Source organism: Ensifer sp. M14, from assembly GCF_003355565.1.
Lineage (GTDB): Bacteria > Pseudomonadota > Alphaproteobacteria > Rhizobiales > Rhizobiaceae > Ensifer.
In genome coordinates, this window is sequence record NZ_QJNR01000004.1 from 2140961 (window position 1) to 2153723 (window position 12763).

9 protein-coding genes are annotated in these 12763 nt (G+C 62.4%); 7 read left to right on the top strand and 2 right to left on the bottom strand.

The window, feature by feature from the left end; translation table 11 throughout:
• Positions 1–69: 69 nt before the first annotated feature.
• The 7 genes from BLJAPNOD_RS10225 (at position 70) to BLJAPNOD_RS10260 (ending at position 8993) form a co-directional block, all read left to right on the top strand.
• Positions 70–1617 (top strand): amino acid permease, encoded by a 1548-nt coding sequence (locus BLJAPNOD_RS10225; RefSeq protein ID WP_115419718.1) that lies wholly within the window; start codon positions 70–72, stop codon positions 1615–1617.
• A gap of 95 nt (positions 1618–1712) precedes the next feature.
• Positions 1713–3077 carry a glutamine synthetase family protein gene (locus tag BLJAPNOD_RS10230; protein ID WP_077499884.1) on the top strand — a complete coding sequence of 455 codons (1365 nt, stop codon included), beginning with the start codon at positions 1713–1715 and terminating at the stop codon, positions 3075–3077.
• Between the two features lie 205 nt (positions 3078–3282).
• Positions 3283–4668 carry an aldehyde dehydrogenase family protein gene (locus BLJAPNOD_RS10240; protein ID WP_115419720.1) on the top strand — a complete coding sequence of 462 codons (1386 nt, stop codon included), beginning with the start codon at positions 3283–3285 and terminating at the stop codon, positions 4666–4668.
• Positions 4665–5810 carry an iron-containing alcohol dehydrogenase gene (locus BLJAPNOD_RS10245; protein ID WP_115419721.1) on the top strand — a complete coding sequence of 382 codons (1146 nt, stop codon included), beginning with the start codon at positions 4665–4667 and terminating at the stop codon, positions 5808–5810. The genes BLJAPNOD_RS10240 and BLJAPNOD_RS10245 overlap by 4 nt, the downstream gene beginning before the upstream one ends.
• Positions 5811–6047: 237 nt before the next feature.
• Positions 6048–6767 (top strand): ParA family protein, encoded by a 720-nt coding sequence (locus BLJAPNOD_RS10250; RefSeq protein ID WP_077499892.1) that lies wholly within the window; start codon positions 6048–6050, stop codon positions 6765–6767.
• A 276-nt stretch (positions 6768–7043) separates the two neighbouring features.
• The gene (locus BLJAPNOD_RS10255; protein WP_158556110.1) at positions 7044–8564 is read left to right on the top strand and encodes a globin-coupled sensor protein; all 1521 of its coding nucleotides are present in this window, start codon (positions 7044–7046) and stop codon (positions 8562–8564) included.
• Between the two features lie 240 nt (positions 8565–8804).
• Positions 8805–8993: a hypothetical protein gene (locus BLJAPNOD_RS10260; protein ID WP_077499896.1), complete on the top strand. Its 189-nt coding sequence runs from the start codon at positions 8805–8807 to the stop codon at positions 8991–8993.
• A gap of 260 nt (positions 8994–9253) precedes the next feature.
• On the opposite strand, the gene BLJAPNOD_RS10265 is transcribed toward BLJAPNOD_RS10260, so the two are convergent.
• Both BLJAPNOD_RS10265 and BLJAPNOD_RS10270 read right to left on the bottom strand, forming a co-directional pair.
• Positions 9254–10543, bottom strand: coding sequence for an FAD-binding oxidoreductase (locus tag BLJAPNOD_RS10265; protein WP_115419723.1), 1290 nt, complete (start codon positions 10541–10543; stop codon positions 9254–9256).
• Positions 10544–11235: 692 nt separating this feature from the next.
• A complete protein-coding gene (locus BLJAPNOD_RS10270; RefSeq protein ID WP_115419724.1) occupies positions 11236–12663 on the bottom strand; it encodes a L,D-transpeptidase in 1428 nt (475 codons plus the stop codon).
• Positions 12664–12763: the final 100 nt, after the last annotated feature.

Below are 12763 nucleotides of genomic sequence, written 5' to 3' on the forward strand. Positions count from 1 at the left end.
CCGGGGCAGGTAGTGATGGGATCCTGCCGCAATGGGGCGGCCGGGTCTGAAGAAATCAGGGGAAGAAAAATGTCAGACTACAGTGATCTCGACAAAAAGCAGGACATGCAGGTCCTGCATTCGATGGGCTATGCCCAGGAGCTCGAGCGGCGAATGAGCCGGTTCTCGAACTTCGCAGTCTCGTTCTCGATCATCTGCATTCTCTCCGGCGGCATCAATTCGCTGGCCCAGGCAACGTCGGGTGCGGGTGGGGCCGCCATCGGCATTGGTTGGCCGCTCGGCTGCTTCATCTCGCTCGTCTTTGCCGTTGCCATGGCGCAGATCAGCTCGGCCTATCCGACCGCCGGCGGCCTCTATCACTGGGGCTCGATCCTCGGCAACCGCTTCACCGGCTGGCTGACCGCCTGGTTCAACCTGCTCGGTCTCGTCACGGTTCTCGGCGCCATCAACGTCGGCACCTATTACTTCTTCATGGGCTCGTTCGGCACGCCGTATTTCGGCCTTGCGGATACCACGCTCACCCGCATCATCTTCCTGGCCGTCATCACCGGCGCCCAGGCGCTGGTCAACCACATGGGCATCGGGCTTACGGCCAAGCTCACCGATTTTTCCGGCTACCTGATCTTCGCGACGTCGATCCTGCTCGCGGGCGTGTGCCTTGCCGTTGCCGACAGCTACGACATTGCGCGCCTCTTCACCTTCTCCAACTATTCCGGGGAAGCCGGCGGCAATGTCTGGCCTGTGACCTCGGGCATCTGGGTCTTCCTGCTCGGTCTGCTGCTGCCGATCTACACGATCACCGGCTACGACGCCTCGGCGCACACCTCGGAAGAAACCGTGAAAGCGGCCGAATCCGTGCCGCGCGGCATGGTCTCGTCGGTGCTGTGGTCGGCACTGTTCGGCTACATCATGCTGTGCTCTTTCGTGCTGATGATCCCGAACATGGACGAAGCCGCCAAGCAGGGCTGGAACGTGTTCTTCTGGGCCATGGACACGCAGGTTCATCCCGTCATGAAGGACGTGCTCTACCTCGCCATCCTCGTCAGCCAATGGCTGTGCGGCCTGGCAACCGTCACCTCGGTCTCCCGCATGATCTTCGCCTTCTCGCGTGACGGCGGCCTGCCGGCCTCCAAGGCGCTTGCCAAGGTCAGCCCGACCTACCGCACGCCGGTGGCGGCGATCTGGACCGGCTCGATCCTCGCCGTGCTCTTCGTCTGGGGCTCGTCGCTGGTCTCGATCGGCGAGACGCCCGTTTACACGATCGTCGTATCGTGCACGGTCATCTTCCTGTTCTTCTCCTTCGCGATCCCGATCACGCTCGGCCTCCTCGCATGGGGAACGTCGAAGTGGGACAAGATGGGTCCGTGGGACCTGGGCGAGGGCATGTTCAAGCTCTTCGCAGTGCTCTCTATCATCGCCATGGTGCTGATCTTCGTTCTCGGCATCCAGCCGCCGAACGACTGGGCGCTCTACATCACCGTCGGCTTCCTGGTGCTGACCGCACTCATCTGGTTCGGTTTCGAAAAGCGCCGCTTCCGCGGCCCGCCGATCGGTGAGGAAGTCGCACGCCGTCAGGCGGAAATCGCCGCTGCCGAAAAGGCCGTCGGCCAAGTCTAAGCAATAACAAAATGGGCGGGAGCGCATCTGCAGCTTCCGCCTTTCTTTTTGCGGCCACGGGAACGGCCGCTTGCCGAAACATGGGATGAAGTTTGATGAGCTATTCGTTTGAGCAATTGAAAGAGGATGTTGCGGCCGGCCGCATCGATACGGTTCTCGCCTGCCAGGTCGACATGCAGGGCCGGCTGATGGGCAAGCGCTTCCACGCGCAGTATTTCGTCGACAGCGCCTGGCAGGAAACGCATAGCTGCAACTACCTGCTGGCAACCGACATGGAGATGGAAACCGTCTCCGGCTACAAGGCGACGAGCTGGGAAAAAGGCTACGGCGACTATACGATGAAGCCGGACCTTTCGACGCTGCGCCGCATCCCGTGGCTCGAAGGCACGGCACTTGTGTTGTGCGACATGCTCGACCATCACACCCATGCCGAAGTGCCGCACTCGCCGCGCGCCATCCTGAAGAAGCAGATCGCCCGGCTGGAGGCCATGGGCCTCAAGGCCTTCATGGCGAGCGAGCTTGAATTCTTCCTGTTCGACCAGACCTATGACGACGCGCGCCAGTCCGGCTATCGCGACCTGCAACTCGTCAGCGGTTACAACGAGGACTACCACATCTTCCAGACCACCAAGGAAGAGGACGTGATGCGGGCGATCCGCAACGGCCTGCAGGGCGCCGACATCCCGGTCGAGAATTCCAAGGGCGAGGCTTCCGCCGGCCAGGAAGAAATCAACGTGCGCTACGCCGACGCACTGACGATGGCCGACCGGCACGCCATCATCAAGAACGGCTGCAAGGAAATCGCCTGGTCACGCGGCAAGGCGATCACCTTCCTTGCCAAGTGGAATTATCAGGCCGCCGGCTCGTCCTCCCACATTCACCAGTCGCTGTGGAGCGCCGACGGCAAGACGCCGAAGTTCTTCGACAAGGACGGCAAATACGGCATGTCGGAGCAGATGCGCCAGTATGTCGCCGGCCTGCTCAGCCACGCCAGCGAGATCACCTATTTCCTCGCGCCCTATATCAATTCCTACAAGCGCTTCATGGCCGGCACCTTCGCGCCGACCAAGGCGGTATGGAGCAAGGACAACCGCACCGCCGGCTATCGCCTCTGCGGCGAGGACACCAAGGGGATCCGCATCGAGTGCCGCGTCGGCGGCTCCGACCTCAACCCCTATCTCGCATTCGCGGCTTTGCTCGCCGCCGGCATTTCCGGTATCGAAGGCAAGATGGAACTGGAGGCGCCGTTCGTCGGTGATGCCTATGGCGGCAAGAACGTGCGCGAGATCCCGCGCACGCTGCGGGCGGCCACTGAAGCGCTGACCGGCTCCAAGATGCTGCGCGCCGCCTTTGGCGACGATGTCATCGACCACTATGTCCGCGCGGCCGAGTGGGAGCAGGAAGAATACGACCGTCGCGTCACCGATTGGGAGGTCGCACGCGGCTTCGAAAGAGCGTAAGGAGGGCGCGGAATTTGCCCCTCACCCTAACCCTCTCCCCGCCTGCGGGGAGAGGGTACCTGCCCTGCGAATCGGGCTTGGTTGGGAGCAACGGCGCGGCATATTTCCTTCGCCCCGCTTGCGGGGAGAAGGTGGCCGGCAGGCCGGATGAGGGGCGGCCGCAGCACCGAACGAGAAATCCGATGGAACAAACAGGAAGACGATCATGAGCATGATCAAGTGCATTTCTCCGGTGAACGGAGAGGTTTATGCCGAACGCCCGGCGCTGCCGCTGGAAATGGCCAAGCAGGTTGTTGCCCACGCGCGCAAGGCGCAGAAGGCCTGGGCTCGCCGTCCGCTGGACGAACGCGTCAACCTGGTGTTGGCAGGCGTCGCCCGTCTCAACGAGATGGTCGACGAGGTCGTGCCGGAACTGGCCTGGCAGATGGGCCGGCCGGTGCGCTACGGTGGCGAGTTCAAGGGGTTCAATGAGCGCTCGAACTATGTCGCTTCGATTGCTGCCGATGCGCTGCGGCCGATCCTCGTCGAGGACAGCGACCGCTTCGGCCGTCGCATCGAGCGCGAGCCGCATGGTGTGGTCTTCGTCATCGCGCCGTGGAACTACCCCTACATGACCGCGATCAACACGGTTGCGCCGGCGCTGATGGCCGGCAACACGGTCATCATCAAGCATGCCAGCCAGACGATCCTCGTCGGCGAGCGCATGGTGCGCGCCTTCGTCGAGGCCGGCGTTCCGGCCGACGTGTTCCAGAACGTCTTCCTCGACCACGAGACGACGGCGGCGCTGATCGCGGCGAAAAGCTTCGACTTCATCAACTTCACCGGTTCGGTCGAAGGCGGCCGGTCGATCGAGCGCGCGGCTGCCGGCACATTCACCGGCCTTGGCCTGGAACTCGGCGGCAAGGATCCGGGCTATGTCATGGAAGATGCCGACCTCGACGCGGCCGTCGACACGCTGATGGATGGCGCCACCTTCAATTCCGGGCAGTGCTGCTGCGGTATCGAGCGCATCTATGTGCACGAATCCCTCTATGACGCCTTCGTCGAGAAGTCGGTCGCCTGGGTATCGAACTACAAGCTCGGCAATCCGCTTGATCCGGAAACGACGCTGGGTCCGATGGCGCACAAGCGCTTTGCCGCGACCGTTCGCGAGCAGATCGCCGACGCGCTCGCCAAGGGCGCCAAGGCGCTGGTCGACCCGAAGCTGTTCCCGCAGGACGATGGCGGCGCCTATCTCGCGCCGCAGGTGCTGGTCGATGTCGATCACTCCATGGCCTTCATGCGCGAGGAAACCTTCGGGCCCGCCGTCGGCATCATGAAGGTGAAGAGCGATAGCCAGGCGATCGAGCTGATGAACGATTGCCAGTACGGGCTGACCGTATCGCTGTGGACCAAGGATGCGGACCGCGCGTCCCGCATCGGTCGCGATCTCGAAACCGGCACCGTGTTCATGAACCGCGCCGACTATCTCGATCCGGCGCTCTGCTGGACCGGCGTCAAGGAAACCGGCCGGGGCGGCTCGCTCTCGGTCATCGGCTTCCAGAACCTTACCCGTCCGAAATCCTACCATCTGAAGAAAGTCACAGCATGACGATCACCGCGAACTGGAGCTATCCGACCGCCATCAAGTTTGGCGCCGGCCGGATCAAGGAGCTTGCCGACCATTGCAAGGCGGCCGGCATGAAGAAGCCGTTGTTGATCACCGACCGTGGCCTGGCACCGATGGCGATCACGCAGAACGCGCTCGATATCCTCGAGGCCAACGGCCTTGGCCGGGCGATCTTCGCCGATGTCGATCCGAACCCCAACGACGTCAACCTGGCCGCGGGCGTCAAGGCGTTCAAGGATGGCGGCCATGACGGCGTGGTCGCCTTCGGTGGCGGCTCCGGCCTCGACCTCGGCAAGTGCGTGGCCTTCATGGCCGGCCAGAGCCGCCCGGTGTGGGACTTCGAGGATGTCGGCGACTGGTGGACGCGCGCGAGCGTCGAAGGCATCGCGCCAATCGTCGCTGTGCCGACGACCGCCGGCACCGGCTCCGAGGTTGGCCGCGCCAGCGTCATCACCAATTCGGCGAGCCATGTGAAGAAGGTGATCTTCCACCCGAAGTTCCTGCCCGCGGTCACCATCTGCGACCCGGAGCTGACGGTTGGCATGCCCAAAGTGATCACCGCCGGCACCGGCATGGACGCCTTTGCCCATTGCCTGGAAGCCTATTCCTCGCCGTTCTACCATCCGATGTCAGCCGGTATCGCGCTTGAGGGCATGCGACTGGTGAAAGAGTATCTGCCGCGCGCCTACAAGGACGGCAGCGATATCGAGGCACGCGCCAACATGATGAGTGCGGCCGCCATGGGGGCTGTGGCCTTCCAGAAGGGGCTCGGCGCCATCCATTCGCTCTCGCACCCTGTCGGCGCGATCTACAACACCCATCATGGCATGACCAATGCCGTGGTGATGCCGCCGGTGCTGCGCTTCAACCGCTCGGTGATCGAGGACAAGATCGTCCGGGCTGCCGCTTATCTCGGTATTTCCGGCGGCTTCGACGGCTTCTACGACTACGTGCTGAAGCTGCGCGAGGAACTCGGCGTTCCCGACAAGCTTTCCGCACTTGGCGTTGGCACAGACCGTATCGACGAGATGTCGGAAATGGCGATCGTCGACCCGACCGCGGGCGGCAACCCGGTCGAGCTGACGCTCGATGCGGCCAAGAAGCTGTTCAGGGAATGCATCTGAGCCTGGGCGCATTGCCCAAAAGCCTCTGAGTGTTAATTTTCTTTGAGCCCGGAAAACCCTTGGTTTTCCGGGCTTTTTCACGCCCTTCCGTTCGATCGGGCAGGGCGGGTGTTAATCTTCGCCAGCGAAAATTTCCAATTCGTTAACCATGTTCTGAAAGGTTCTATTAAGCGGCACTGCTCGCTCGACGCTTCGGTCGGGCAGGGCGCGGGAACAGAGCAGAAAATGAGGAATAAGATGGCGGTCATCACTTTCGCCAATGCAAAGGGCGGCGCGGGCAAGACGACGGCGGCGCTGATCCTGTCGACGGAACTGGCGAGGCAGGGACACCGCGTGGTGGTCCTCGACGCCGATCCGCAGCGTTGGATCACCAGTTGGGCGGAAGTCTCCGGCCAGATCGCCAATCTCTCCGTCATCTCGCATATCACCCCGGCATCGTTGGAATGTCATATCCGGGAAATGAAGGACGAGGCCGACTACATCATCATCGATCTTGCCGGCGCCAAGGACCAGATCGTCGCGCTGGCGCTCGCACTGTCCGACCAGGTGCTGATCCCGGTGCAGGGCTGTGCCATGGACGCGCGCGGCGCCGTGCAGATCCTCGAACTCATCCGCCAGATCGAGGAGAGGGCCCGGGTTCGCATCAACCATTCCGTGGTGCTCACCCGCGTCAATTCGCTGGTGACGACGCGGGCGCTGCAGACGATCAAGACCCTGCTTGCCTCGCGCGGCGTCTCCGTTCTCGACACGCCGATCGTCGAGCGCGTCGCCTATCGCGAGATTTTCGACTGCGGCGGAACGCTGCAGTCCATGGATGAAACCCGCGTCAGCAACCTCGACAAGGCGCGCGAAAACGCAGCGGCCCTTGCCAAGGAAGTGCAGGCCCTGACGCCGATAAAAGCGCGCCGTTCCTGGGCTTCGCGTGCACCATCCTGGGCTTCGCGACGCGCGGCCTGATCAAGCATCGCCAGTTTTCAGAATAGTCGCAACCGGAATTGATGTTCGTCAATTCCGGTTGAATCGCGTGGCAACCACTCGAAATGGCTGTTTCCCGTAAGGCTTCCTTTACCATGGGCTTATACGAGTGCTGATGGAAAGTGACTGCACCTGACGGCTGTTTGCCGAGGTGCAGATAGCCGCCATGATTGCGGCAAGGATTGTGGATCTGACCTCGTTCGCCCGGTCTCCCGTCCCGCTTCCATGATCCAGCAAGAGCATGCAGGGAAGTCGCGCATGAAAACGGAACACGTCGCTGCCGGCAAGGAAGACATTGCCGGTCGTCTTAATTTCATGGCGCTTGATGATGCGGCCAAGGCGAGCCTGAAGACCCTGAAGCCGATCCTGGAAAAGGAAATGGCGCCGGCGCTCGACAAGTTCTACGCCCGGGTGAAGAAGACACCGGAGACGAACCGCTTCTTCTCGTCGGACGCGCATATCAACCGCGCCAAGGGCGCACAGGTCGGTCACTGGGCGAACATCGCCGACGGCAATTTCAACGACGAATATGGTGCGAAGGTGCGCACCATCGGCCAGGTGCACGCCCGCATCGGGCTCGAGCCGCGCTGGTACATCGGCGGCTACGCGCTGATCGCCGAGCATCTCATTACCGAAATCGTCAAGGCGCATTGGCCGAAGGGCGGCCTGTTCTCGCGCCAGGCCACCTCGGCGGAAGAGATGAGCGCGATGCTGTCGAGCCTCGTCAAGGGCATGTTCCTCGACATGGACCTGTCGATCTCGGTCTATATGGACGCCTCTGACGTTACCAAGCAGCGCGCCGTTCAGGAAGAGGTGCTGGCGACCGAACGCCAGCTCGTCAGCCAGACTTTTGGCGTTGCGCTGAAGAAGATCTCCGACGGTGACCTGACGGCGCGCATCGCCGCCGACCTGCCTGTCGCCTATGAGGAGCTTGGCGAGCACTTCAACCATGCGATCAGCGAGCTTGCCCGTGCAATCGGCGGTATCGAGGCCGGCGCCAGCCAGATCCATCTGAGTGCCAAGGAGATCGCGGCTGCGGCCGACGACCTCGCCAAGCGCACCGAGCGCCAGGCGGCAAACCTCGAGGAGACGGCAGCCGCGGTCGAACAGGTGACGCGCACGGTCAAGCAGACCGCCGAAGGCGCCGACCAGGCGAACTCGACGGTGATTGCCGCCCGCGCCAACGCAGAGCGCAGCGGCGAGGTCGTTACCCACGCGATCGAGGTGATGCAGGAAATCCAGACGTCGTCGGCAAGCATTGCCCGCATCGTCGACGTCATTGACGAGATCGCCTTCCAGACCAACCTGCTGGCGCTCAACGCCGGCATCGAGGCGGCGCGCGCCGGAGAGGCGGGCAGGGGCTTTGCCGTTGTCGCTTCCGAAGTGCGGGCGCTTGCCCAGCGCTGTGCCGATGCGGCCAAGGACATCCAGGGCCTGATCGCCAAGTCGCGCTGCCAAGTGGATGACGGCGTCAACTCGGTCAACCAGGTTGCCCAGTCGCTGCAGCAGATCGTCTCGCAGGTGGTCGAGGTCAGCTCGGTCTTCGGCAACATCCGCGCCAGCACCGCCGAGCAGGCAACTGGCCTGCAGGCGGTCAACACAGCGATCGGCCAGATGGACCAGATCACCCAGCAGAACGCCGCAATGGTCGAAGAGGCCAATGCCGCAAGCCAGGCGCTGACGGTGGAATCGGAACAGATCGCGCTGAAGCTGAAGGCGTTCCAGACGTCGACCCAGGTCCACGTGGGTACCGCATCCGGCTATCGCCGCGCGGCCTGAGTCCGCATATTGCAGTCTGACCGACAGCGCCTCGGATCATCACGGTCCGGGGCGCTGTTCATTTCAAGCAAAGCAAATCTTCACCTCTGATGGCGCTCATGACTTTGTTAGGCGGATAGGCGTGAATGCGTTGCATCGACATAGCGGGGATAACGTGGAAAAGCGGCGGATATTGTTTGCGCCGGCGTGATGTTCGCGACGCAGTTTCTGTAGTCTGCTCCCATGGATATGGAGGCATAGATGACAAAGCTCACCAAAGAGGAAGTCTCCGCGCGCCTTGAAGCTGCGCTCGCAATGCTTGGTGACGAAGAATGCGAGGACCGGCAATCCAATCTGAAGATCAACTGGGTGAGGGACCTGCTGAATCGAGCGATTGAGGGGCCGGTTGTGATGGTCGACAAGGTCGCCAACGATGCCGGGGCTCACTGACGCCTGAGTTCGATCGCGTACATAAGACGTGTTTCGGAGGTCCACTTGGGAGCGCCGAGACCGACTTACTGTGCGGATCAACGGACGGCTCAGTGAAACGCGACAATCACCCGCATTCCTGTGCTTGTCACAGGAATCGAGCCAGCCAAGTCCTTGGCTGAAAGGCTCTTTGATCTGATGGGCGTCAGGTCGCTGGATTCCGGCACAAGGCCGGAATGAGGAGAAAATTGGCGATCATTCCTATCGGTGGGCAGCGCAGATCAAAATCGATGATCGACCAAGTGCTTGGCCTGCGCACCCGCGTGATAGAACGCTGACTTCACGCCACGCAAGCTATCCGGCGTCACGGGCGTTTCCGCAAGCGGGATCGCCGAGGTCTCACCCGTGACGTGGCTGGCGAGTGCCTTGCCGAAAACCGTGCCGGGGGCAATGCCGCGGCCGTTGTAGCCGCTGACGGAAAACACGTTCGGTGCCAGCGTATGCATGGCCGGCAGGTTGTTGGTGGTCATGCCGATGCGGCCGTCCCACCAGTATTCGAAGCGGAAATCGCCGATATAGGGGAAGAGCTTGCGCACGGAGCGGGCGGCAAAGGCACGGTGCGTACCCTCGGCCATCGCGTCGAGACGTCCGATCGAGCCGAAGATCAGGCGGTTCTGCTGGTCCATGCGGAACGAGGTCATGACCAGGCCGGTATCCCAGGTGCCCTGGCGCTCCGGCAGGATGCGGCTTGCGACCTCTTCCGGCAGCGGATTGGTGGCAAACTGGAAGTAGGGCAGGATCGTCAGTTCCTGGGTGTGTTCCTGCCAGGGCGTCTCGGCAAACATGCCGCCATAGGCATTGGTGGCGAGGATGACCTGCTTTGCCCGCACGGTGTTCCGCCCGGCCTTGAGCACCCAGGCATCGCCCTGGCGCTCGGCGCCCACGAGCGGCGTGTCGGTATAGATCTCGGCACCGGCGGCAAGGGCTGCACGGGCAAGGCCACGCGCATAGGCAAGCGGCTGGATCGTTCCGGCGCGGCGATCAAGCAGCGCGCCGGAGAAGCCTTCAGCACCGGAGAGCGTTGTCGCCCGCTCGGCCGAGAGAACCTCGACCGGCGCGCCGCGCTTCTTCCACTGCGTTTCGCGGTCGCTGATATCCTTTAGCCCTTCGGCGCCAACGGCCATGTGCAGGGTGCCGTTGCGAACGGCTTCGCAGGCGATGCCGTGCTTTTCGACCAGCGCATAGACCATTGCCGGGCCGTCGCCGAGTTCGCCGAGCAGGCGGTTGCCGGCATCTGCGCCGAGTGTCGCGATCAGATCGTCGGGCTTAACCCACATGCCGGCATTGACGAGGCCGACATTGCGGCCGGAGCCGCCGAAGCCGATCATCTTCGCCTCGATGACGGTCGCCGTCACGCCTTTTTCGGCGAGGTGAAGGGCTGCCGAAAGACCGGTGAAACCGCCGCCGATGATGGCGACATCCGTCGTCAGATCGCGGCCAAGCGGCCGGGTCTCCGGTGCGGCCGGCGCCGTCGCATGCCAGAGGTTGGGCAGGGTGCGCTCGGTCGCCATAGCGGACATTCCTTCGGTAAGGTCTGAAATTTAGAGGTGGCTAAGTGATAGGGCCAACGCCTTCAAATTTCTCATGACAATGTTTCATGAGGTCATGAAGGGTTTCGCGCGAAGGAGGCGACCATGCGCCAGCAAAAAAAATGACCGCAGCCGGTTCGTGGGCGGCCGCGGTCTGGGTCGTGTCGGTGGAGTAGTCGGGTGTAAATGTCTTTGCCGGGACGGTGGTCCGCCGCACCGGCCCTATGGGTTCCGATGAAAATAGCCTGATCAAGAAGCCCTTGAGCAGACAGGGTCATTTTCAACGCAGGCATGTCGGTGTCACTCCCCCAATTGGGTGACGGAGTGCACAAAAAGCTGCGATTTCAATGAATTCGAGTGGGATTCCGGCGCTTTACGACGGCGGGTCGTCAATCTCAGGTCGACGCAAGGAGGCGGCGCAGTGTTGGGCCTCCAGGATACAGAGGGTGTCGAGGTTCAACGCAGACACGTTCGGAGACAATCCGGCTCACCGTCATTCCTGTGCTTGTCACAGGAAAAGTCTTTTGACCTGACGAACGTCAGGTCGCTGGATTCCGGCACGAGGCCGGAATGAGGGCGCGTGTTATTGCTTGTGAGCAAGAGGCTTCCTCAGGCTTTTCGTGGGCCAAGGCCTGCGGATCGGTTTTAGCACTGACAGGCTCCGAGACGACGCCTCAGTCGACGAACTCGACCGTGACGCCGACGCTCACCATCTTGGCAAGTTCGGTTGCGTCCCAGTTGGTCAGGCGCACGCAGCCGTGGCTCTGGGTCTTGCCGATCTTGGAGGGCTCCGGTGTGCCGTGGATGCCGTAGGTCGGCCTCGATAGCGCGATCCAGACCGTGCCGACCGGGCCGTTCGGCCCCGGCTGCAACGTCAGGATCTTGTCGTTGTCGCCCTGCTTGAAGTTGATCTTCGGATTGTAGGTGTAGCCGGGATTGAGCGCGATGCGCTCGACATTGACGGTGCCCGACGGTGAAGGCGTGTCGGACGAGCCGATCGTTGCCGGGTATGCGGCGACGAGCTTGTCGGCGGCGTCATAGGCCAGAACCTGCTTGCGGGCCTTGTCGGCGACGATGCGCGCGACCTTTTCCTTGCGGTTTTCGCCGGGGTTGATGACCTTGATGATCGTGCCGGGAATGGTGAAGTCGACGCCCGGATTGAGCTCGCGCAGATAGGCTTCGTCCATGTGGAACTTCTCGCCGAGCATTTCGCTCGTCGCGGTGAACGACATGTGCGGCAGCATCGCCTTGTGGGCGTAGTCGTCGGGGATCGAGGCGACGTATGGGCCGGAAGCGTCGGCTGCCGTGATGGTGTAACTGGTGATCGGCAGACCGCCGTTCATGCGCAGCCGCTCGAGAATGTCTTCGGTGTTGTTGGGATCGAGCGTTTCGCCGGTCGACTGCTGCCAGGCCTCGATGGCCTTGGTGACGTTCGAGCCCATCTTGCCGTCGATGACGCCGGGCGAGAAGCCTTCGCGGTCGAGGAAGACCTGCAGCGCGGTGATTTCCGCGCGCGACTTGGACTTGACCGAGATGGCCGGCGGCATGGACTGCCGGAGCGGCTGGTCGTATTGCGGGTCGATCGCGGCCTGCTCGTCGCCGTCGATCAGGCCGGGCAGGCTGTTGGGCAGATCGTTGCGCTCGACCGAGGGCGGCACCACGTCACGATAGGCCGGATCGCGATAGTCTTGAATGGAGCCGGTGACGTCGCCCGGTTCGGAATAGCCATAGCCGCGATCGCGGCTGCGACGGTTGGAATAGACGTCCGCTTCTTGCTGGCGCCGATAGGCACCATAGCCTTCGGACGGCACGACGGTCGCGACCAGATTGCCCCAGTTGTCGACCAGCACGGTGCGGCCGCGGCGGTCGCGCATGGTGCGCACTTCGTCGGCGCCCGGCATATAGTCGAGAATTTCACCTTCCGGCGTCACCAGCATCACGTCGCCATTGCCACGGCGGTTGCGGCCGTAGCCTTCCTGAGCAAAGGCGGATGCAAGATCCACGGCGAGGAAGCCGGCTGCGGCGAGGAGCGAGAGGCCGGTGCGGGTCGCTGACGTCACGATAAAACCTGTTCTCATGGTGGTTGATGTGGCGCGGTACATTCCGATTTCGACGTTAATGTGAAAAAAATGAATTCATCATGAATAAGCGGTTAAATTCTATCTAGGCGACGCCTTACCAGCTTTCAACCGATGAAAAACA